20 protein-coding genes are annotated in these 21623 nt (G+C 48.3%); 7 read left to right on the top strand and 13 right to left on the bottom strand.

Annotation, left to right across the window (positions count from 1 at the left end):
- Positions 1–73 precede the first annotated feature (73 nt).
- Entirely contained in the window at positions 74–1561 is a 1488-nt protein-coding gene (locus AC1DXC_RS03190) for a gliding motility-associated C-terminal domain-containing protein (protein WP_477457688.1), read from the top strand.
- Positions 1562–1567: 6 nt separating this feature from the next.
- Here the strand turns inward: AC1DXC_RS03190 and AC1DXC_RS03185 are convergent, their stop codons facing one another.
- The 4 genes from AC1DXC_RS03185 to AC1DXC_RS03170 form a co-directional block, all read right to left on the bottom strand.
- The gene (locus AC1DXC_RS03185) at positions 1568–1894 is read right to left on the bottom strand and encodes a hypothetical protein (RefSeq protein ID WP_477457687.1); all 327 of its coding nucleotides are present in this window, start codon (positions 1892–1894) and stop codon (positions 1568–1570) included.
- Between the two features lie 113 nt (positions 1895–2007).
- Positions 2008–2649, bottom strand: a complete 642-nt coding sequence (locus AC1DXC_RS03180) for a DUF47 domain-containing protein (protein ID WP_477457686.1) — start codon at positions 2647–2649, stop codon at positions 2008–2010.
- An 86-nt stretch (positions 2650–2735) separates the two neighbouring features.
- Positions 2736–4562, bottom strand: a complete 1827-nt coding sequence (locus AC1DXC_RS03175; protein WP_477457685.1) for a tetratricopeptide repeat protein — start codon at positions 4560–4562, stop codon at positions 2736–2738.
- An 83-nt stretch (positions 4563–4645) separates the two neighbouring features.
- The gene (locus tag AC1DXC_RS03170) at positions 4646–5632 is read right to left on the bottom strand and encodes a GlxA family transcriptional regulator (RefSeq protein WP_477457684.1); all 987 of its coding nucleotides are present in this window, start codon (positions 5630–5632) and stop codon (positions 4646–4648) included.
- Between the two features lie 110 nt (positions 5633–5742).
- Between AC1DXC_RS03170 and AC1DXC_RS03165 the strand changes: the two genes are divergently transcribed.
- From AC1DXC_RS03165 to pdeM, 4 genes are all read left to right on the top strand, one after another.
- On the top strand, positions 5743–5952 hold the full coding sequence (locus AC1DXC_RS03165; protein WP_477457683.1) for a hypothetical protein: 210 nt from the start codon (positions 5743–5745) through the stop codon (positions 5950–5952).
- Between the two features lie 34 nt (positions 5953–5986).
- Positions 5987–6394 carry a VOC family protein gene (locus tag AC1DXC_RS03160; protein ID WP_477457682.1) on the top strand — a complete coding sequence of 136 codons (408 nt, stop codon included), beginning with the start codon at positions 5987–5989 and terminating at the stop codon, positions 6392–6394.
- A 33-nt stretch (positions 6395–6427) separates the two neighbouring features.
- A complete protein-coding gene (locus AC1DXC_RS03155) occupies positions 6428–6970 on the top strand; it encodes an SRPBCC family protein (protein WP_477457681.1) in 543 nt (180 codons plus the stop codon).
- Between the two features lie 452 nt (positions 6971–7422).
- A complete protein-coding gene (gene pdeM / locus AC1DXC_RS03150) occupies positions 7423–8088 on the top strand; it encodes a ligase-associated DNA damage response endonuclease PdeM (RefSeq protein ID WP_477457680.1) in 666 nt (221 codons plus the stop codon).
- Between the two features lie 103 nt (positions 8089–8191).
- Here the strand turns inward: pdeM and AC1DXC_RS03145 are convergent, their stop codons facing one another.
- The 9 genes from AC1DXC_RS03145 to gcvH form a co-directional block, all read right to left on the bottom strand.
- On the bottom strand, positions 8192–9337 hold the full coding sequence (locus AC1DXC_RS03145) for a TlpA family protein disulfide reductase (protein ID WP_477457679.1): 1146 nt from the start codon (positions 9335–9337) through the stop codon (positions 8192–8194).
- 328 nt (positions 9338–9665) lie between these two features.
- Positions 9666–13580, bottom strand: coding sequence for a carboxypeptidase-like regulatory domain-containing protein (locus AC1DXC_RS03140; protein ID WP_477457678.1), 3915 nt, complete (start codon positions 13578–13580; stop codon positions 9666–9668).
- A 196-nt stretch (positions 13581–13776) separates the two neighbouring features.
- Positions 13777–14400, bottom strand: coding sequence for a SprT-like domain-containing protein (locus AC1DXC_RS03135; RefSeq protein ID WP_477457677.1), 624 nt, complete (start codon positions 14398–14400; stop codon positions 13777–13779).
- Between the two features lie 46 nt (positions 14401–14446).
- Complete coding sequence (locus AC1DXC_RS03130) at positions 14447–14893, bottom strand: hypothetical protein (RefSeq protein ID WP_477457676.1); 447 nt, start codon at positions 14891–14893, stop codon at positions 14447–14449.
- Positions 14894–15023: 130 nt separating this feature from the next.
- The gene (gene feoB / locus AC1DXC_RS03125; RefSeq protein WP_477457675.1) at positions 15024–17135 is read right to left on the bottom strand and encodes a ferrous iron transport protein B; all 2112 of its coding nucleotides are present in this window, start codon (positions 17133–17135) and stop codon (positions 15024–15026) included.
- A 13-nt stretch (positions 17136–17148) separates the two neighbouring features.
- The gene (locus AC1DXC_RS03120) at positions 17149–17364 is read right to left on the bottom strand and encodes a FeoA family protein (RefSeq protein ID WP_133226705.1); all 216 of its coding nucleotides are present in this window, start codon (positions 17362–17364) and stop codon (positions 17149–17151) included.
- 79 nt (positions 17365–17443) lie between these two features.
- Entirely contained in the window at positions 17444–17578 is a 135-nt protein-coding gene (locus AC1DXC_RS03115; RefSeq protein ID WP_477457674.1) for a hypothetical protein, read from the bottom strand.
- Positions 17565–17960: a VanZ family protein gene (locus AC1DXC_RS03110; RefSeq protein ID WP_477457673.1), complete on the bottom strand. Its 396-nt coding sequence runs from the start codon at positions 17958–17960 to the stop codon at positions 17565–17567. Before AC1DXC_RS03110 ends, AC1DXC_RS03115 begins: the two co-directional genes overlap by 14 nt.
- Positions 17960–18340 carry a glycine cleavage system protein GcvH gene (gene gcvH, locus AC1DXC_RS03105; protein ID WP_477457672.1) on the bottom strand — a complete coding sequence of 127 codons (381 nt, stop codon included), beginning with the start codon at positions 18338–18340 and terminating at the stop codon, positions 17960–17962. The genes AC1DXC_RS03110 and gcvH overlap by 1 nt, the downstream gene beginning before the upstream one ends.
- A 145-nt stretch (positions 18341–18485) precedes the next feature.
- On the opposite strand from gcvH, the gene AC1DXC_RS03100 reads away from it, so the two are divergent.
- Positions 18486–19067, top strand: coding sequence for a DUF4142 domain-containing protein (locus AC1DXC_RS03100; RefSeq protein ID WP_477457671.1), 582 nt, complete (start codon positions 18486–18488; stop codon positions 19065–19067).
- Positions 19068–19184: 117 nt separating this feature from the next.
- The gene (locus AC1DXC_RS03095) at positions 19185–21617 is read left to right on the top strand and encodes a zinc-dependent metalloprotease (protein WP_477457670.1); all 2433 of its coding nucleotides are present in this window, start codon (positions 19185–19187) and stop codon (positions 21615–21617) included.
- Positions 21618–21623 lie beyond the last annotated feature (6 nt).

The following is a 21623-nucleotide window of genomic DNA, read 5'->3' as shown; positions in this document are numbered from 1 at the left end:
TGCGTAAAAATGTAATTTATAGGCATTAGTATGCTTAATTTGCTATTTTTAGCAATACCAATTAACCCGATACGTGAGGCACGGCATTGCTGCTATTTTATTTTTCATAATTTTTTATACGGTTGCTGCGTTTGGCAGCGCCGGTAAGGGGTGCCCTCTTGCCTCAAAATTTCCATCGGCTCTAACCTCAACCGATACCACAAAAAAAGACAAACCAAAAAAAATAAACGGCTGCACGGTTATTGGCAACTTAACCGGTACTACCTGCATTGGCAGCACGCTTACCGCGACCGCAACCGAACCCATAGCTTCGGTAGAGTGGATATTCGAAAATGGCACGTCGCTGGCCAAACAAACAACAACACCGTTTACCTACACCGGGGATGTTGCCGGCACCTATTACGTGAAGATAATTACAGTTGGCGGTTGCGTGGTAAACTCCAATTCGGTAACTATAACTAACCTTAAGGAGCCGCTTATCGTTATCTCTACCCGCTCCAATGTTGTCTGTGCGGACTATCCCGACCCTGTTTTTAACGCTGCACCAACGTATAATGGCGAGTTCCCGAGTTATCAATGGAAAGTGAACGGCATAAACTCCGGCCCGCCCCGCACAACGCTCGCACCCTTTTCGCCCACGGGCTTAAAAAAAGGGGATAGGGTGACCTGCGAAATGACCAGCAGCGATAACTGCATCACCACGCCCGTAGTAGAAAGCGCCCCGATTATTATAGACGATATACCGGTAGAAAATCCTGCGGTTACCCTTGCGCTGAACACGGCGACGCCCTGCGAAGGCACGCCGCTAATGTTCACCGCTACACCCATAAACGCAGGCGATGCACCCGCCTACCAATGGTACGTAAACAATACTGCTGTTACGGGGGCTTTGGCAAGTACGTTTACTTCTGCCACTTTGAAAGACGGCGACCTGGTAACCTGCAGCGTGGTAAGCAATGCCAAAATATGCCAGGTGTCGCCTGTGGGCATAAGCCAGCCTCTTGTGGTGCAACACATCCCGCTGGTTATGCCGGAGGTAAGCATAGCAGCAAGCACTACAGTGGCCACAATAGGTACGGCGATAATCTTTACAGCAAGTATAAAAAATGGGGGAACGAACCCCCAGTATCTGTGGAAAGTGAATGGCGCGGAAGCGGGTACGGGCAATGCGGTATTCACCAGCCCGACCTTTAAAAACGGCGACCAGGTAACCTGCACGCTGATAAGCAATGCCGATTGCACGGCATCAAATACAGTTACCTCCGCAGCGGTTACGGTGCAGATAAATATCCCGGTGGTGGCATCAAGCCCAAATGTATTTACGCCCAATGGCGATGGCGTAAACGATACCTGGTCGTTCCCGGGGCAACAGGCGTACCCCGATGCAAGGCTAAAGATTTACAACCGTAACGGGCAAATGGTGTTCCATGCAATGGGGAACGCCGGGGCGTGGGCCGGTGCAGATGATAGCGGCGCGGCATGCCCCGGCGGGGTATATTATTACCTGGTGAACCTGGCGGCCGGTAAAGTTATCTCCGGTGCGGTTACCATAATCAGATAAGTAAACTTAAACGGTTGCTTTTTCGGCTTTGGGCTTAGCTGGTGCGGCTTTTGCTACTTTCGGCGCTGCTGGTTTCGCAGGCTCGGCTGCCGGTACTGCAACAGCTGCGGTTTCGGCGGTGGCCGCAATAGCAACTTTATCTACCTTAATTTCGGCAGAAAGCTTTTTGGCTAATTTCTTAGCGCTTTTCTCTATCTCTTTGGTGATTTTTTTAGATGTTACGCCCAGTTTTTCGGCTGTATCTTTCAATTGAGCGGTAAGGGAGGCCTGGATGGTTTTGGTTGTGCTTTTTTTGGCTGATTTAACCAGTGATTTCAGTTTATCTTTTTTCATAGCTGCAAATTATGCCGCAAAGATAGATGAAGAGTAGGTTAATTCCATGTTATCATTATGTTAACAGCGCGCGGGGTTGTTAACATTGGGTGGTTTTATTGCCTGATATACAACTATTTATTTTTGATGATGATGCTCTCTATCACCACGGTAGCGTGCTCACACTTGTCGGTAGTACGCTCCAGCGCGGCCAGTATCTCGGTGTATTTAATGAGTTCTACCGAGTTCTTTTCCGTAGACATTACCGCGCTAACCGCCTTCGCCGAAACTACGTCGGCATAATGCTCCAACTGTTTTATTTTATTGCAGTTCTCTTTTATCGCATCAGAGTTGTTCAAATTGCTAAGGCCTGTTACGGCGGCTTGCAGCTCCTTGCAGCTATCGATGATGATACCGGACAGCTCTTTGATAGCAGGGGTAGCTAATTCCGACTGGAACAAATTGAACCTGCGGGATGAGATATGGATATAATCGCAAATATTATTGATGGATGAAGCCAGCGCATACATATCGCTGCGTGCGAACGGCGATACGAAAGCCTTTGCTGAAGCAAGGTAGACCTTATGTTTGGTTTCGTTGCCGTTTTGCTTAAGGCGGCTTATCTGGCTAAGTTCCAGATGGTGATCCGCAACTTCGCTGCTTACCATCTTGAATAGCAACTCTGCCATTTGCACGTTGATTGAGCAAGATTGATCGAACAGATCGAAGAAAGCTTTTTCTTTAGGCACGAATAACTTACGGAACGCTGAAACCATATATTGTGGAATTTGAGCAAACGTACAAAAATGGATATTAAGCTAATGTTAATCTTAGGTTTAATGTTTACAAATAGGCAATAGTTTTACACACCAGGGATGAATATCTCTATTTTGGTGCCTTTCAAGCGTTCGCTGTGCACCTGCATATTACCATCCAACAGGTTTACGCGTGCCGCAATGTTCTTCCATCCTATGCCTTTTGATTGATTTATAGTTCCGGTATCGAAACCTTGCCCATTATCGCGTATGGCCAGGGTAAGGTTGTCCTGGTTCTTTACGATGTCGATATCGATATGCGTGGCTCCCGCATGTTTTATCATATTGTTCAGCACCTCCTGTACAATACGGTAGATGGATAGCTGGTTGGGCTGGGCAAATTGGTAGGTGCGTACCTCATCAGGCACCGTAAGCGACACTTCGGTTTCGCCGGCAAGGTTTATCTTGTCGCAAAGCTCCTGCAAAGCGGCAAACAGGCCAAAATTAAGCCCCTCGGGTATAAGGTTGTGCGATATATGGCGCACTTCGGCTATGGTTTTATCAACCAGGTCCAGCGCGTTATTGGCTGCGGGCTCTTGCGGATGCTGGTATTGCAACACCGATATGTTCATTTTTACTACCGATAACATCTGGCCTATGCTATCGTGCAAATCGCGGGCAATGCGTATGCGTTCCTTCTGCTCGCCCTCAAAAAGCGATTTAGTGGCAATTTCCTGCTGTTTAAATACCTCTGCCTGCAACCGTTTTTCCTGCTTGTGCTTGTTATTGCGTATGATGAGGTAAGCCACAAAAGCGCCCAGCACCAGCAATATTACCGAGCCGTACAGCCAATAGTTTTTGCGTGTAATTTCAAACTGCTGCTGCTGTATCAGCTTTTGCTTCCTTTCCGTTTCGAATTTTATATTTAGCTCTGATAGCTGGCGGGTATTATCCAGGTTGATGAACTGGTCTTTAGCGGCTGCGAATAGCCGGTGGTACTTAAGCGCGTTTTGGTAGTCGCCGTTCTTTTCATACGCATCGGCCATACTTTCATAAGCGGTTTCTACTATCTCTAGTGCGTTTATCTTTTTGGCAAGCTGCAGGCTCTTATCGCAGTACTCCAGCGCTTTTTGCTGGTTGCCCATTTGGGTGTACAGGCTGCCGATGTTGTTGTAAGTGGCGGCCATCATCCATTCATCGCCTGTTTTTGCCGACAAGGCTATCGCCTTGAAATTATAATCGAGCGATGCTGCATAGTTCTTCTGGAACTTATAAACGATGGCCACATTGCTTAGCGCCATGGCTATTTTTGCCGGAATGTTTTGTGTGGTGTAAACATCAAGCGCGTTTTTGTAAGCAGCAATGGCTTCGCTATACTTTAGTTGCTGTTCATAAACAATGCCCTTGTTGTTCTGGCAGTCGGCCACCAATTCGGCCTCATTAATATCCAGGGCTATTTTTTCAGCATTATTATAATAACTCAACGCATCGTTGAACTTTTTCCAGCTGATGTATAAGGCGCCTATGCCTTTGTAGATATGTGCTGTGGCGCTTTTGTCGCCAACTTCATCAGCTTTTTTAAGTGCTTTTTGATATATCTGCAGCGAACGCACGTTTTCGCCCTTATCGGCATACATGCGAGCCAGCGTAATTTGCGAATTTACGTAAGCTTTGTCGTTGTGGGTTTGTGTGGCGGCCTGCGCAACCTCGTTCAACAATGTTTCGGCGGTATCGGCAACGCCTTTTTTCAGGTAAGCTTTGGCTGCTTCCATTTTAAGGGCAAGGTTATCGGGCTGGTTTTTCAGCTCGGCTAATAGCTGCGGCAAGGGCTTCGGTTGCGCAGCATTCTGCGGATATCCAAAAACAGGCACAAAAAGGAATCCCAGCGCGATGACTACAGCCCGCGCTTCTCCTTTAAACGAGAATTTCAGCATTTATCAGGAAATATAATTTCCGATAATATTACAGGTATTTTATTCAATATGAAATAGAAATACGCAGAAGGGATCAACATTTATTACACCGTCGCCGCAGCGTTTTTACTGTATTTGTTTCGGTACTCTACCGGCGATACGCCCGTTATCTTCTTGAAGGTTTCGCGGAAGGCTTTGGTATCGGTATAGCCCACGTTGTACATCACTTCGTTCACGTTCTCACGCAGAGTTTCCAGGCTCATCTTGGCAGCTTCTATACGCACACGCTGCAGGTATTCAACAACGGTATTTGATGTTGCTTTTTTGAACCGGCGCTCCAGGTGGCGGCGGCTCATGGCCAGGGTAGATGCCAGGTGGTCCACCGTTATTTTTTCGGGATAATTCAACTCTATAAACTCCTGGGCCCGTTTGATGGCATCATCGTCATGGCTTTTTTGCCCGTGAAAGATGATGAACAACGATTGACTGTTGCGCTCAATATCGATTTCGAACATTTTAGAGGAGGTGATGGCCATATCGCGGCCCGAGAATTTTTCGATGAGGTAAAGCAGTAAATTGAGTGATGAGTATGCGCCGCCGCTGGTGTAAATGCCGCCCTCATCGGTGATGATCTTATAGGGCATCAGGTTAACATCGGGGAACATAGTTCTGAACTCCGCGGCCGCCAGCCAATGCGTGGTGCAGTTGCGGCCTTTAAGCAAGCCTGTAGATGCCAGTATGAACGCGCCGATGCATAAGGATACCACCTCGGCCCCTCCTTTGTATTGCTTAATTATCCAGGGGACAAAATCCTGGTTGTCGCTTACTACTTTTGCCATATCGCCATGCACCGCGGGGATTACGATCATATCTGTTTTGATAACTTCGCTCAGCGTGTAATCGGGCTTTATCACAAACAGGCCATTGCTTAGCGTGGTTTCCTTGCTTAGCCCAACCAGCTGTATCTTAAACAAAGGCGCTTTGTTCATCCTGGCGAAGGCATTGTTCACCTCGGTAAACATCTTATACGTCGATTCGATATTGCTTAAGCTTACGTTGCCCTGCGGTATAAGGATTGATATGTGCTTCATGGTATCAAAAATAAGTGGAAACATCGTCGCAATCAACCCCTTATAATGTCGTAATAGCACCCTGTAGCTTAGGCAGATGCGCTGCACCTTTGTGTTGTTAGCCAATACTGATGATAGAAGTTTTTAAAACGGATGTGAATGATTTGAGCCGGTCGCGGATGCTGATGGGCTTGATTGTCGCGCGTTTTTCAGTTTGCCGGGTAAATTTCGACCTGGAAGATTGCGACCGTGTGCTGCGGGTTGAAGGCGATACCTTCTGCCCTAACGGTGTCATCGAACTATTGAAACAGAATGGTTGCCATTGCGAAATACTTATTTAAAACCTATATATTTATTTAACCAAAATTATAAGCCATGCCAAAAGTTAATGCATACATCGGGTTTAGCGATACCTGCCGCGAAGCGATGACCTTTTACAAAGATATTATCGGCGGCGAACTGGCGCTGCAGGTAGTGGGCGAATCGCCGATGGCAGAGATGTTCCCGGCCTCGCACCAGGATAAGATATTGCATGCCACATTAGAGGCTCCGGATTTTACGCTGAACGGCACCGATTTGCCCGGGAATAACCAGGCAATGGGCTCGGGCAACATCCGGCTGATAGTCAGCTGCGATACCAAAGCCGAGATGCAAAACATCTTTGATAAGTTAAGCCAAGGCGGCAAAGTTACCCACCCTTTAATGGAGTTTTTTGCAGGCACCATGGGGAATCTGACAGATAAATTCGGCGTGAACTGGGGCGTTTTTAGTTCGGAAAAATAATTACCTTTCCCTTTATAAAGCCCCCTGTTAATCATGAGCATCATCCTTATCATCTTAGCTATTGTCGTAGCGGTAATAGTTATCGTATTGCTGGCCGCAGCCTTTACCAAAAGGGACTATGCTGTGGAGCGGCAAATTACCATCAACACGCCGGTTGCGCAGGTTTTTGGGTATGTTAAGTACCTTAAAAACATGGACAACTATAACAAATGGGTAATGCGCGACCCCATGGCCCGCAAAGATTACCGAGGCGAAGACGGCACCCTGGGCTTTGCCTACGCCTGGGATGGCGATAAACAAGCCGGGCAGGGCGAACAGGTAATTACCAAAATTGAGGATGCCCACAGGATAGATGTGCAGATAACCTTTATACGCCCATTTGCAGCGGTTTCAGATTCATATATGATAACCGAACCTACCACAGATAACACCACGGTGGTAAAATGGGGCTTCGCCAGCAAGATGCCTTACCCCATGAACGCCATAATGATATTTATGGATATGGGCGAAATGCTGGGGAAGGACCTTAACGAAAGCCTGCAAAACCTGAAGCAAATCATCGAAAAGCAACCGTAAAAAACACAGATTTTTGTCCAGGTTTATTTTATAGAAATGTTGGACAAATTCGGCGGGATTGAGCCGGCCCGGGAAAAGATTACGTGCGGTTTGTCGCCGCTGCCGCAGGCTTAAATTTTCCAAAATACCTTCAAAAACCCGCGTTTTTCTGTGTTTTTCTTTGCTTTTTCGGTGTTTTTCGGGCCTTTTCCCTCAAATGGCAAAAAGGGCGAAATTTGCATGGAATGGCCGTTTTTGGGTAATTAGTCCGTTTTCGGGCTCAAAAAACTTTCCAGCTTTTTCCAGCTTTTGCGCAGAGTTTAGCTATAACTTTCCAGCTTTTTCCAGGTCTGTTTACGCTGACAAAGGCATCCTGATGCCGTGTGTTGATCCTTGCCTCCCCCGTAAAGCGATTTGATTTTTTGGCCCCAGCCTGCGCTTGTTTGCCATGGCCTGGCTATCTTTGCCCCGTTATGATGATGAGTGCGGGTACCCCCTTTAATTTTCTGGAACAGGATTTACTATTGCTGCCACAGAAGGCTATTTACTGGCAACAGGAAAAGGCCCTGATTGCAGCGGACGTGCATTTGGGCAAGGTGGGGCATTTTCGTAAGGCCGGGATTGCGGTACCGCGCGATATGGAGCAAGACGACCTGGCCATGCTATCGGACCTGATTGCCGAGCATCGGCCTGAAAAAATTATTTTCCTGGGGGATTTGTTTCATAGCGACCTGAATGCCGATTGGGATTGGTTTGTGATGTGGCGCAGGCAGTTCCCCAAACTGCAGATCATACTGGTGAAAGGAAACCATGACATCATCCACGACCGGCATTACCTCGACCTGGATATCGTGTTGACAGAAGAATTGAGCGTAGGCCCCTTCCTGATGCTGCACCACCCTCTCGCCGATCCAACAGTAAGGCCCGAGGGCGGTTACGTTTTATGCGGGCATATTCATCCCGGTGTAAACCTGATAGGGCGCGGCAGGCAAAGCATTACGCTACCCTGTTTCGCCTTCGGAAAAAATCAGGCCATACTCCCCTCTTTCGGTAAATTCACCGGGAAAGTGGCCATCCGCAGCCAGAAGAACGACAGTATTTTTGGAGTGTTGAAGGATAAGGTGATTGCTATAGGTTAGTGGACGGTGAGTGGTTGATTGAGTGAGTAGAGAGTGGTTTTGTTTCGGCGTAAAGCCGCGGATGCCGCCACTATCTAACCACTCACTACTCACCATTCACCACTCACTTCTTACGCAAATAATCGTGCACCTCGGTGTCAATCTCGCCAAAGGGTACGTTGGCTTTTATCATTTTCCAGTTTTTATCTAACAGGCAGTACGTCGGCAGGCTTTTTATTTCCCATGCGGTAACGTTTGGCGATGCATCGCCTTTGCCATCGCTTAACTGGATAAAAGGCGCATTATCTTTCTTAATGGCTGCCAGCCAATCGCTCGTTTTATCTGCTATGGCTACGCTTATAATGGCCAGTTTGGCATTATCTGCCGGGGTTAGTATAATGCCCTGCACCAGCCTGGCGTGTGTCATGTCGCTGGTGCCGTTGCCCGGTTTCCAAAACTCTACCAGGATGATTTTTTTGTTGATGGTCTTTTTATCGAACGGTTTCCCGGCCGGGGTGCTGCCCACAATTTCGGGCGCGTCGGCACCGGCAATTTGCTGTAATACAGGGCCAAGCTTGTTGCTTATTTTGAGGCCGTCGTCGCTGGTTTTAACATCGGCAGGCAGTTTCTGAAAAATGGCATTGTACTCTTCCGGATGCTCGGGGAAGTAGGCCTGCGCTATAACGTGCGCGCCGATGGTGGCCTTGGGGTATTTATCCGTGTATTCTTTGATGATTTTAAGGTCCAGGTCGCGGCGCTGGCGTTGCAATTCGCGGGTATCGGCGTAGATTTTAGCGCGTTTATCTGCCGGGAGTGCCCTGGCGGCACTGGTTTGCAGGTAACGAATGGCCTGGTCTATCTTGGCATCCAAGTCCCCGGCGTAGGTATAGGCGATTTTATAATAATCGGATAATTCTTTTTGTGTGGTCGATGTGGTGGTTACCGCCGGATATTCTGCCGGGTTGGCGGTATTGGCATTTACCACGTAATCACCGTTTTCCAGGTATATATCGTAAGCTATCTTAGAGGTAATGGGCTTGTCGCTATCTATAACCGTTAGGGTATAATAGCCCGGCGCCTGCAGGCCTTTGTTAATAATCAACTCGCCGTTTTTGAGCTGTTCGTTGAATGTTATTTCGTTAGCCTGTTTTAATATCACCACGCCGTTGTTTATGCCGTTGGCTTTTATGGTGAGGTTTAGTTTAGGGGTATCTTTGCAGGCAGAGAGTAAGAATATAAATGATGCAGTTGCTATGTATAATATTTTCATGTGTATGGTTTAGCGCTGCTAAATAAGCGAAAAAAATAAACGCCGCCAAAAAATGTTCACTTTACAGGTAAAACACCGCCCAAATATGAGATTCGTTCCAGATTTTCTGCGGAAGCAATTCAGAGGCGGTATCAAATCAAAACGCCTGTTGAACAACAAATTGAAATTTTGTCAGGAATACATCTTTGCGAACTTTGTGACCTTTGTGGTAAAATTTAACACAAAGGTCACAAAGAAAGAAACGCAAAGGACACAGAGGCAAATTTTATTCTGGGCCGTTTTTGTTTTTTGACCGGGTGATGTTGCCCCTCAACAGGCACGATTACACCTATTTAAAATCCAGGTCGCCGATGTAAACGCCGCCGTTATCGCCTTTTTTCATTTGCAATACAATGAGCTCTTTTTTCTCCTGCGGCGTACCGTAATGGGTATATAGTTCGGCCATTACCGTGGTTGGGCCGGCAATGGTGGCTTGCCTGTCGCCATAGTAATTGATTTCTATCTTATAGGTACCCTTTATAGCTTTTTTAAGCAGGAATTGCTCCGGGCCGAAGCCCTGCGTCATGTCATCGGATATGCGGCCTCCCAGTGCGGTGCGGTTATGGCTGTAGTAGCATTTCTCGCCGTTAGGGTCGGTTACCCAAAGGTCAATATCGGTATTGTTCATGTTCCAGTCCATCACGATGCGTATATCGGCGGGCAGGTTTTTGATCACGGTTTTGGGTATGCTTTTGAGGTTAAGCTTGTTTTTGTTCAGTGCGATGATGCGGTTTATCTCGGGCAGCATTATCTCTTCTATGCCGTCGTACAGGTCTTCGGCATCATCGGTGTACCTGCTTACCATGGCTTTATAAAGCACATCTAAAGCTTGTTGATGATAGCCGGCATCTTCCAGAGCCAGCCCGTAGTCGCGGAAGCTTTGCGGATCCAGCGGGCGCAGTTCCATCACTTTCTTAAAGGCAAATACTTCGCCCTCATAATCGCCCAGCTGCTTTAATTTATAGCCCAGCATTTTGTATAGCTCGTAATTGTCGAGGCCCATTTCGGCCAGGTTGCTCAGGATGCGGCTGCCTTGCTCTGTATTACCGGTTTTCAGGAAGTAATCGGCCACATCAAAGTAGTAGACCGGGTTGCCCACATTGGCCGCGCGCAGTTCCAGGTATTTTTGGTATTGGCCCGTTTTGCCCGCGTTGCGTATGGCTTTAAGGTAATCGGCATCCGGTGCTTTGTAGGTGATATTGATATCTTGCGCGAGTACCGGATCGCTGGCAACACTATCTGCCCTTTGCGCCAATGGCTTTGCGGCTGCGCCGGCTTTGGTTGTTACCACAACAACACCGTTACTGCCTGCTGAGCCATAAATTGCGGTTGCGCCCGCATCTTTCAGTACATTTATCGATTCGATTTCGGATGGGTTTAAGTTGGCTATGCTGCTTGTCTGCACGCCATCGACTATATATAGGGGCTGGCCGCCACTAATAGTAGATGCGCCCCTTACCACCACGCTGGTGCTGCCCGGCGCGCCTTCCACTGATACGGTAACACCGTTGGCCTGGCCCTGTAGCAAGCCATCTGTTTGCACAGCTAAGCCCGCAACTTTGGCGCTTAAGCCATTGGAAAACCCTGAAGTCGGGCTTTGGATTGGCGTACCTGCAACACGCCCCTGCAGATGTCCATCTGGTGCCTGAGCGTTACCTATTACGGCCGGTGCATCCATCCTTTCATAAGTCATAGGGCTTACTGTTGTCACCGAACCCGTAACATCTTTTCTCCGCTGTGCACCATAACCCACAACCACCACCTCGTTCAATGCGTTGTTGGATGCCTCTAATCGCAAATCAAAAACATGCCTGCTGCCAACGATTATTTCCTGTTTGTTATACCCGATATAAGATACTTGCAACACGCTGCCTGCGGGGGCGTTCAAACTAAAATTGCCCGCTACATCGCTTTGGGTGCCTGTGTTTGTTCCTTTTACCCTAACGGTTACACCCGGTAATACCTGCCCATCGGCTTTATCGGTTATACGGCCCTGTATGCGCGGGCCTGGTCCCGTAGCCCGTAATGGGGGCGACGTGCTGGTTTGGGCCCTTGCCGTGTCGGTCCGCGTGGTTTGCGCAGTATTGTTGCTTGCTTTAATGAGGCTAAAATTCAACACTTCATTATCGCCGATGTTCATTTCCTCGGCATTGTATCCTGCGCGGGATACTTTGATGATGTCGCCCGGCCTTACATCCATAATATAATTACCCGATTGCTGGGTGGTTGCTGTTGCGCCATTGCGACGCACAGTTACGGTTGCGCCAACCAGGGGCAGGCCCGTGCCCGAATCTGTAATCCGTCCCCTCACCGTGCCCCTTACTACGCGGGTGCTCCCGCTTGTGCTGTTGCCGGGACTAACAGGTTGCACAGCCACGGCTTGCTTGAGTTTTACCGGTTTAACGGGTTTTGGCTCTGGTTTCGGGGTAAAATCGGTATTCCACCATTGGGTAAGGGTTTTCAGCATCTCTTCTGCTGCGGGCAGTTTGGCGGTAGCCGGGTTCGCCCGGTCGTTATCGATGTCTTTGTTCCTGCGCTGTTTCATCACGGCGTCGTATTCGGCACGCAGTTCGGCAGGCGGCTCTATGCCGTAATGTATATAATCGGCAACGGTTTCCAGCACGATGAGTGATGTATTGCGCGTTACGATGCCGAAACGTTTGCCCAGGGATTCTATCTCCTGGCGGTTGTCGTCGTAATTGATGTCGAGCTCGCTTATTTTCTTTTGCGCCCAAAGTTTGGCTACATCCACATTATCTACCAGGTTCGCCTGCAAATCGAGCGTAACCTGTTTTTCGATGCTTACTTTATTGCCATAGCCATATTGCAGGGTAATGGTTTGGTTGGGGTTTTTGGTGATGCCTGCTATAGAGAAAGCACCATTTACGCTAACGGGCAGCGATGGGTAACTATCATCAACCGTGCTGCCTGCCTTTATGCCTAAAAAGCGCAGCGGCTGCACGATGAGGGCATTCATGGCTTTGGCATCATCGTCGCGGGTGAGGTCTATCAATCCCCCGCCGGTTTTAAGGGCTAGCTGTTTAAGGTTGCTGTAATCTGCAGCGGCAGAGGAGTTGATACAATACACCGGCTTGTGCACCAGGTTTATCTGCCCCTCGCCAAAGGTTTGGTGTCCGTCGCTTATCAGCAGGTATTCATCTGCGGGGATTTTAGCCAGGTCCAGCTTGCCAAAGTTGGTTGCACCATCGTAAACGGTTTGTTCCAGGTCGGCTTTCAGCGCGGCCCAATTGCCATTGGCGATAGTATAACTTTTGTTCTTGATGATGGCGTTACTGAAAGCGACGAGGCTCACCTGCACATTGCCGATTTTTTTGAAGTAAGCATCCAGCAGCGCAATTTCTTTTTTGATATCCCTGCCTGCGCCGCTGAGCGAGGCATCCCATAACAGGCCGATGCTATGCGGCAAGGGCTTGCTGATGGTATTGGCCGGGATGGCCGTATTAACAAACCAGTAATACTTATTGCCCTGCGCCTGTATCATCACTTCGGCAACATCTTTTGGTTTGGGGATGTAGAACGATAGCGTATGGCCCGGGGTGTAGTTGCTTTTTTCGATGGACGAGGTATAGGTGTTCTGATGCTTATCGAATTTGAGCGCATAACTGCTGGTATCATCGGTTATCGGCGCGGTTGCGCTTTGCACAACCGATGCCGTAAGCGCGAAGGTTTTAACGGTATCCTGCAAATTCAGCGGCAGGGTAAATTGAAGGCTGCCGTTGGCCGCCATGGGTATCTCTTCTTCGTACCCGATGATGATGGTGCGGGTGCTGTTGGGGTTGATGGGGTATATACGCGTGCGGAAGGTGTTACCGGCTACTTTTTCCAGCAATCCGGGGTCAACCCTGCGGCGTTCAATCGATTCGAACACTACCGTGCCCTTGCCGCGGTCTACCGGTACGGCTTCGCGCATCTTGCCGTTCATATCCAGCGCATAGCGGCTCACGCTTACACCATCTTTAAGCGGGAAGGTAAGCGTGCCCTCCAGCACCTGAGCCGTGGAGTTAAAAAAAGTCATTTGCCAGGTGGTGCGGCTGATGTTGCCGTAAATGGCCACATCTATCTTAAGGTTTTGCAGCTTAACGCCATTGTTGCTTTTGCCATCAACAGTAAGTTGCGGCGATTGCGCACGGGCGGCGGTAAAGAACAGTATCAGCAGGAGTGTGTGTAAGGAAAATCGTTTCATAATTGGCTGGTTTTGCAGGTAAGATGCAAGGCCGACCAGGATTCCATAAAAGGAATCAGAAAAAACAATGGAAACGCTATTTCACCTACTGAAAATATCGATACAGGTGTTGATTAGAACAAATTCCATTAGCCAATCAGCGAAATCATTTAATCATTAAAACGGCGAAGCCCTCTTGAGCGCCTCTTAAAGACAATCACCGCGAAAAATCAGCGGTCAGCAATTCCACCTCCGCCACCGGGCTGAATAAATAAACCCGGCGACTGCTTACTTCCACGCATTTATAGCGTTTGCGCAGTTTTTCTTCCTTGCGGAAGATGCGGCCATCTTTTAGCTTGAACAACGATTTAATGGGCAGTTTCTCTACCGTATGTACCGACTCTTTGGGTGCATCGTATTGACGTAAGGAGCGGTACAGGGTTAAATCCGAACAGCTGGATGCGGCGGGGTTATTCAGATAGCCGGTAATGGCTTTTTTGATATCCGGCGGGAAAACCTCTTTTTCGAAGAAAGGCTGCATCATTTTTTTGAAGTTCGCCTTCCATTCGGCACCATGGGGTTTTACTTTGTGTTTATGTTCGTTCCAGGTATGTAGGTGCGCAAACTCGTGTACCGTAGTCACCAGGAACGCGTAGGGATTCAAATCGAAATTTACGGAGATACGATGGCCCTTACCATCGAACGGGGCGCGGTAATCGCCAAACTTGGTGCCGCGGTTGCGCGATATCTTGAACTCGCATTTAAAGTAATCTATCCAGCGCCCAATTAATGGTGCCGCATCCGGCGGAAGATACTTTTCTAATATTTTTACTTTATCCAATGGTTACCTCTGTATCAAAGATAAGGGTTTGCAAGAACTTTTAAAGCTATTTATCTTTGTAGGCAACATCATTAAACTGGTATCCCCGGGAAATGATGTACTTCCCAACGAAGAGTTCATTTCCCAGGAAAGGGACTTTTTTTTCTATCAGTGCAGGTTCAATTTCAGAATAATTCAGATAGCAATATCGAGGCATATTTATATGTCGTTTACCCTCCAAATAAATTATCAAACATTTTATATCATTTTGATAGCCATAGTAGGATGAACTATACCCTTTCACCAGCCTCGTGATATTGCGCTCGCGCCAAAATAAATAGTCCTTAAGAATTATATCTGTTTCGGTTATAATAATACCGTAACGAAGTGTTATAACGATTTGATCAAACTGGGCCGCAACATAACCGAACATAAACATACCAAGTACACCGTACCAAAAATCTTCGGCGGAGAAGCCTTGATTTAATGCTGCATCGCGTATAATGATGTACAAGTAAATTACGAAAAATATAGAAGACAGCAAAGCTATTACCAACAATAGGAAATAGAGGGGGTAAATGAACCGGGTCTTAAAAACAACCATCACCCTAAAGATACAAAATACGTTGCTATGTAAGCCGCTGCTATTTCAGTAAATGATACACCAAAAACGCTGCCCCATAAGCCAGCGCGGTCATATAAGCAAACTGCGCTGCGGGCCAGCGCCAGTCTTTGGTTTCGCGGTACACTACGGCTATGGTGCTGGCGCACTGCATAGCAAAAGCGTAAAACATCATTAAGGAGAATGCTACACCCAGAGTAAACACCGGGCTGCCATCGGGCCTTTTCGCGTTCCGCATTTTTTGCTGTACCGAATCAATCCTGTCGGCATCGCCGTCTACGCTGTAAATGGTGGCCATGGTGCCCACAAATACCTCGCGTGCAGCAAAGGAGGTGATGAGGGCGATGCCTATCTTCCAGTCGAAGCCCAGGGGCCTTATCACGGGCTCTATGGTGTGGCCCAATACGCCGGCATAAGAGTTCTCCAGTTTTTCGGTAGAGATAACACGGGCAAGGCTATCGGGCTGCATGCTTTTGGTGTATTGCGGCTGGCTGTATTTCGTTTCGATATCCTTGAACTTATCACCCGGTCCATAGGATGATAGCACCCACAGGATAACCGATACGGCGATGATCACTTTGCCGGCTTCCAGCACGAAGGTTTTGGCCCGCTCATACATCGAGAATGCTACGTTGTTCCAACGGGGCATGCGGTACACGGGCAGCTCCATAATGAAGTAACCGCGTTCGCGCGATTTTAAAATAAACTTCATTACCCAGGCTACTATTACGGCCGATACCAGGCTCAGCACATACATACCTGTAAGCGCGAGGCCCTGCAGGTTAAAAATCCACCAAACGTTGCGGCTGGGTACTACCAGAGAAATTAGCAGCGTATAAACCGGCAACCGGGCCGAGCAGGCAACCAGGGGTGTTACCATGATGGTGATCATGCGGTCTTTCCAGCTTTCTATCGTACGTGTGCTCATAATAGATGGCACCGCGCAGGCAAAACCGCCGATGAGCGGCACTACCGATTTGCCGTTCAACCCTACCTTACGCATGATCTTATCCATCATGAAAGTAACGCGGGCCATGTAGCCGGTATCTTCCAAAACGGATATGAACGCGAAGAGTATGGCAATCTGCGGGATAAATACCAGTACGCCGCTTAAGCCGGCTACTACGCCATCTATCAGCAGGCTGGTTAAAGGGCCCGCAGGTAGTACGCCGCGTAAGGCTCCCTGCACCCAAACAAAGGCATCCTCTATAAGCCCCTGCGGATATTGCGACCACGCAAATATCGACTGGAACATAAAAAGCAGTATCCCCATAAAAATAACGAAGCCGAATATTTTATGGGTGAGTATCTTATCTATTTTGTTACTGTGGCTCTCGTCCTGCGCGGTTACGGGTGTTTTAACGGTGTCGTATAAAACATCGTTGATGTAATTGTAGCGGGCAATAGTTTCGGCCGCCTGCGCTTTCTGCGAATGGAAGCCATGCTCCTTTTCCAGCTCCTCTATTCGCTCGCTTTCGGCAGGACTCAGGAATTTCAGGGTTTCGTGCTGGTGGGCCAGCTGCAGGGCGAAGTAAGGGTTCTCGGTTTTTATTTCCCTGCTAATGGCGCTTATTAATTCGGGTGCAAGGGCGTTTATGTCTATGCTATCCTGCTGTAGTGCAAATTTATTGGCAAAGGATATGGCATCCTTCAATTCTTTTATCCCCTCCAGCTTACGTGCCGATACCTGCACCACGGGCACACCCAGTTTTTGGGCTAAAAGGTCGGTATTGATAATGATGCCGCCTTTGTTAGCAAGGTCAATCATGTTGAGTGCCACAATAACGGGTATCTTCAGGTCGGCAACCTGCGTATATAGCAGCAGATTCCTTTTGAGATTAGTAGCATCAAGGATAACTACAACCAGATCGGGCGTAAGTTCAGTATCTTTCTCGGCCAATACCGAGAACACGATAGATTCGTCTCTGCTTTTAGGATAAAGACTATAAGTTCCGGGAAGGTCTATGATTTCGGCACTGCGCCCATCTGGCAGTTGGGAATAGCCGACTTTTTTATCAACTGTAACACCCGGAAAATTTCCTATTTTTTGGTTGAGCCCGGTTAGGGCATTAAAAAGCGTGGATTTACCGGTGTTGGGGTTGCCTACAAGCGCTACTCTGATATCAGCTTTCAATGGCTACAACGTACTACTGCAAAATAATGGTGGATGCTTCAAACCTGCGAAGGCTCAATTGGTAGCCGGATACATGAATTGCGATTGGATCGCCAAGAGGAGCTATACGCGATATGCGCACTTCTTCGCCGGGGAGGCAACCCATTTCCATCAACTTAACAGACATCTCGAGATCAGTAAATTCTTTTACTATCCCGGTTTCTCCAATTTCAAGCTGTGAAAGTGTCATTTTGCATTTGTTTGAATGCAAATGTAGGGCTATTTATACTAAATCCAAATAAGATTAGCGGTTTTTTTTGAGAAAGCGTCTACGCCCTGTCAACTTTTGCCGGCAGCCCCTTCATCCCAAAATGCGGGCAACCGCAATCTTTTTTGAATAAGCCGCATGACGAAAGTACGGCTGCTGCAATAATGGCTATCAAACCAACTTTAAATGCTTTCATGTTCAATTGCGTAAGAAGTTACCAAAACACCAAATATCCCCATGCAGGCGCCTACTGTATCGCAAAACAAGTCGGCTGCTTCGCCGCTGCGCCAGGTAAAAACATACATTTGCAATACCTCTATAAGCGCACCATAGCTTATCAACACAATAGTGTTCTTCATGGCTATCTCTATGCGCAAGCCGCGGGTTTTATATTTGCGTATGCTACCGTAGCAATAAAGCACAGCCAGCACAAAAAACAGGCCGCAGTGGGTAAGCTTATCAAAGCCTACAAAAAACATGGGCGCTTTGCTAACACCGCCCATATCTACACTGCAAAGTACAAAAATAAATAAGGCCCACAAAATTGCAGGCCAGTATGGTTTTATGCGTGCGTTCATTAAGCGCCTATAAGGCTTGCATATTCCTCGGCAGATAATAAACCATCTACTTCGGTAGCATCGGCCAGGGTAACTTTTACCATCCAGCCATCGCCGTACGGGTCAGAGTTTACCAGCTCTGGCTGGCTATCCAGTAATGGGTTTATTTCGGTAACGGTACCCGCAACCGGCATAAATAAATCTGATACGGTTTTTACGGCCTCTACAGTGCCAAAAATAGCTTCTTTGGCAACTTCCTGCCCAACGGTGTTTATATCTATGTAAACAATGTCGCCCAGTTCGCCTTGTGCAAATTCGGTAATTCCGATGGTTGCGGTATCGCCCTCAACGCGTACCCATTCGTGGTCTTTGGTGTATTTCAGTTCGGCCGGAAAATTCATGATGCTTAAATTATTTACCCCAAAAATAACAAAACTTTAAGGTATAACAACACGCCATATTATTTTACAGAAACAATAAACCTCGTCTCCTAAAACTAAACCCGGTGCGTTTTGTTAACTATAAAAACAAAATATAACCTACAAGATGAAAAAGATTAGTTTAGTGACAATGATAGTGCTTGCAGCATTATCATTCCAGGCCTGTAATAACGCAGCCAAAGACAGTAAAGACACCGCCGACAGCCTGAACGCCGTTAAAGACAGTACCACCGATGGGAGCACCGGCATTGCAGTTGATAAGATGGATGCCGAGTTTGCAACCAAGCTGGCCAATGGCGGCCTGGCCGAAGTAGCCTTAGGCAAACTGGCCGAAAGCAAAACCACCAACCCGCAAATAAAAGAGTTTGCCGGCATGATGGTGATGGATCATGGCAAAGCCAACGAGGAACTGATTGCGATAGCAAAAACGAAAAACATTACCCTGCCCGTAGCACCGGATGAGGAGCACCAGAAAAAGCTGAACGACCTATCCACAAAAACCGGCAAGGATTTCGACACTGCTTATGTTGATGCCATGGTAGACGGGCACAAGAAAACCGTAGACCTGCTGGAAGATGCATCTAAAAACTGCAAGGATTCTGATTTGATGGCTTTGGCAACCAAATTATTGCCTACTGTAAAGGGCCACTTAGCTAAAATAGAAGCCATAAAGGCGAGCTTGAAATAATTATAGCGATAAATATTGCTGAAAAGGGAATGGCATACGCCGTTCCCTTTTTTTGTACGCGGAGGTTGCATACGCGTACTTTATTGAATAATTTAGGCAGATAAACTATGCTGCCCCATGAAAAAATACCTGCTGATATGTTTGTCCCTTTTATTTGCCGCCCCTGTCCTGAAAGCCCAGGAAATCCAGACCAAGACAAAAGGATTTACTAAATACACCGGCTACTTCAATTTTTATTGGGACGAGAAAGCCGGTAAGGTTTACTTAGAGATAGATAAGCTTAACCAGGAGTTTTTGTATGTGAATTCGCTCCCGGCCGGGGTTGGCTCTAACGATCTGGGACTGGATCGCGGGCAGATCGGCGATAGCCGTATCGTAAAATTCATTAAGATTGGCCCTAAAGTAATGCTGATACAGCCCAACTACAACTTTAGGGCGGTAAGCAACAACGCCGATGAGCGTAAATCGGTTGAAGAGGCCTTTGCCCAATCGGCCATATGGGGCACCACGGTTGTTGCCGAGGAAGGCGGTAAAGTACTCATAGACCTCACCCCATTTTTGCTTCGCGATAGCCACCGCCTGGCCGATCGCCTCAATGGCAGCAATCAGGGAAGCTACAGCGCGGATGATAGTCGCTCCGCAGTGTACCTGCCCAATACCAAAAGCTTCCCGGATAATACAGAGTTCGAGGCCATGATTACCCTCGCAGGTAAGGGCACCGGGGCAGAGATAAGCTCTGTTACGCCCGATGCCAATGCAGTCACCGTACGCATGCACCAATCCTTCATCAAACTACCTGATGCCGGTTACAAAACCCGCAAGTTCGACCCGCGCTCGGGGTATTTCGACGTGGAATACATGGATTTTGCCACGCCCATAGGCGACCCTATAGTACAACGCTTGCTAAGCAGGCACCGTTTGCAAAAGAAAGACCCAACGGCCGCCATGAGTGAGCCGGTAAAACCAATAGTTTACTACGTAGACAGAGGCGCACCCGAGCCTGTACGAAGCGCATTAATAGAGGGCGCCAGCTGGTGGAACCAGGCCTTTGAGGCGGCGGGCTACAAAAACGCCTTCATTGTAAAACTACTGCCCGAGGATGCCGACCCGATGGACATCCGCTACAACATCATCCAATGGGTGCACCGCTCAACAAGGGGCTGGTCTTACGGGGCATCCATTAACGACCCGCGCACGGGCGAAATAATCAAAGGACAAGTTTCCTTAGGCTCCCTGCGCGACAGGCAGGATTTCCTGATTGCCGAGGGATTGCTGCAACCCTATGAAGACGGCAAGCCCGTAAGCGATAAAATGCTGCAACTGGCTTTGGCAAGGCTGCGCCAGTTAGCCGCGCACGAAGTTGGGCATACGCTTGGCCTGCAGCATAATTTCACGGCCAGCGTAAACGACAGGGCATCGGTAATGGATTATCCGCCGCCGGTGGTGAGCCTCTTGAAGGCGGATGGCACCATAGATGTAAGCAAGGCATATAAAACAAGCATCGGCGATTATGATAAACGCGCCATACTGTATGGTTACCAGGATTTTACCCCGGGTACAAACGAAGACGAGGCACTGAAGGGGATTATAGGCGAAACCATCAAACAAGGTTTCCTCTTTATTACCGACGAAGATGCGCGGCCCGCTGGCAGTGCGCACCCGCAGGCGCACCTTTGGGATAGCGGCAACGATGCCGCCGATGAGCTTAACCGCCTGATGTTGCTCCGCAGGCAGGTGCTGGATAACTTTTCGGTTAAAGCGATAAGGCAAGGTGCCCCGCTGGCAACGCTGGAAGAGGTTTTGGTGCCCATGTACCTGATACACCGTTACCAAACCGAAGCCGCCGCCAAAATGCTGGGAGGTTTATATTATACCTATGCACTAAAAAATGATGGGCAAACCATTACCAGATTTATACCACCAGCCGGGCAATGGAAAGCATTCGAGGCGTTGATGGCTACCCTTAAGCCTGATGCCCTCGCCATGCCCGAAAAACTGATAGCCATGATACCGCCACGCCCGCCCGGCTACCCACGCACCAGGGAAACCTTCAAAGCCCGTACAGGCCTTACTTTCGACCCATTGGCAGCTGCAGAATCTGCCGCGGGTACCACCCTGGCTTTTATGCTGCAGCCCGACCGCGCCGCCCGGCTGGTAGAATATCAGTCGCGCGATGCCGCGCAGCCCGGCCTGTTGCCTGTTTTGAATAAACTAATCGCCCAAACCTGGAAAGCCCCCGAAGCCGCGGGCTACAAAGGCGAGCTGCAAAGGTTGGTAAATAACCTAACGCTTAAACAGCTGTTGCAACTGGCCGCCAATACCAATGCCGCCGAAAGCGTGCGTGGCATAGCCCTGCTGCAGGTAGACGATTTGAAGAAATGGATGCAAAGCGCTTTGCCAACGGCAATAGGCAACCGCAAAGCTAACCTGCTTTTTGGTCTGTCGCAGATAAGCCAGTTTGAGAAAACACCGGATAAATTCCAGCCGGCAAAACCGTTGAGTATGCCCGATGGCTCGCCGATTGGGGCAGACGAAGACCTTATTTATTAATAATTA

The sequence above is a fragment of the Mucilaginibacter sp. P2_D11 genome, from assembly GCF_056404435.1.
This window is presented reverse-complemented; position numbering and strand designations above follow the sequence as displayed.

Bases quoted from the DNA above. Each gene is read 5' to 3' on its own strand.
- AC1DXC_RS03185 (WP_477457687.1), bottom strand. From the start codon at position 1,894: ATGAAAAAAGATAAACTGAAATCACTGGTTAAATCAGCCAAAAAAAGC.
- AC1DXC_RS03180 (WP_477457686.1), bottom strand. From the start codon at position 2,649: ATGGTTTCAGCGTTCCGTAAGTTATTCGTGCCTAAAGAAAAAGCTTTC.
- AC1DXC_RS03175 (WP_477457685.1), bottom strand. From the start codon at position 4,562: ATGCTGAAATTCTCGTTTAAAGGAGAAGCGCGGGCTGTAGTCATCGCG.
- AC1DXC_RS03170 (WP_477457684.1), bottom strand. From the start codon at position 5,632: ATGAAGCACATATCAATCCTTATACCGCAGGGCAACGTAAGCTTAAGC.
- AC1DXC_RS03165 (WP_477457683.1), top strand. From the start codon at position 5,743: ATGATAGAAGTTTTTAAAACGGATGTGAATGATTTGAGCCGGTCGCGG.
- AC1DXC_RS03160 (WP_477457682.1), top strand. From the start codon at position 5,987: ATGCCAAAAGTTAATGCATACATCGGGTTTAGCGATACCTGCCGCGAA.
- AC1DXC_RS03155 (WP_477457681.1), top strand. From the start codon at position 6,428: ATGAGCATCATCCTTATCATCTTAGCTATTGTCGTAGCGGTAATAGTT.
- pdeM (WP_477457680.1), top strand. From the start codon at position 7,423: ATGATGATGAGTGCGGGTACCCCCTTTAATTTTCTGGAACAGGATTTA.
- AC1DXC_RS03145 (WP_477457679.1), bottom strand. From the start codon at position 9,337: ATGAAAATATTATACATAGCAACTGCATCATTTATATTCTTACTCTCT.
- AC1DXC_RS03140 (WP_477457678.1), bottom strand. From the start codon at position 13,580: ATGAAACGATTTTCCTTACACACACTCCTGCTGATACTGTTCTTTACC.
- AC1DXC_RS03120 (WP_133226705.1), bottom strand. From the start codon at position 17,364: ATGACACTTTCACAGCTTGAAATTGGAGAAACCGGGATAGTAAAAGAA.
- AC1DXC_RS03115 (WP_477457674.1), bottom strand. From the start codon at position 17,578: ATGAAAGCATTTAAAGTTGGTTTGATAGCCATTATTGCAGCAGCCGTA.
- AC1DXC_RS03110 (WP_477457673.1), bottom strand. From the start codon at position 17,960: ATGAACGCACGCATAAAACCATACTGGCCTGCAATTTTGTGGGCCTTA.
- gcvH (WP_477457672.1), bottom strand. From the start codon at position 18,340: ATGAATTTTCCGGCCGAACTGAAATACACCAAAGACCACGAATGGGTA.
- AC1DXC_RS03100 (WP_477457671.1), top strand. From the start codon at position 18,486: ATGAAAAAGATTAGTTTAGTGACAATGATAGTGCTTGCAGCATTATCA.
- AC1DXC_RS03095 (WP_477457670.1), top strand. From the start codon at position 19,185: ATGAAAAAATACCTGCTGATATGTTTGTCCCTTTTATTTGCCGCCCCT.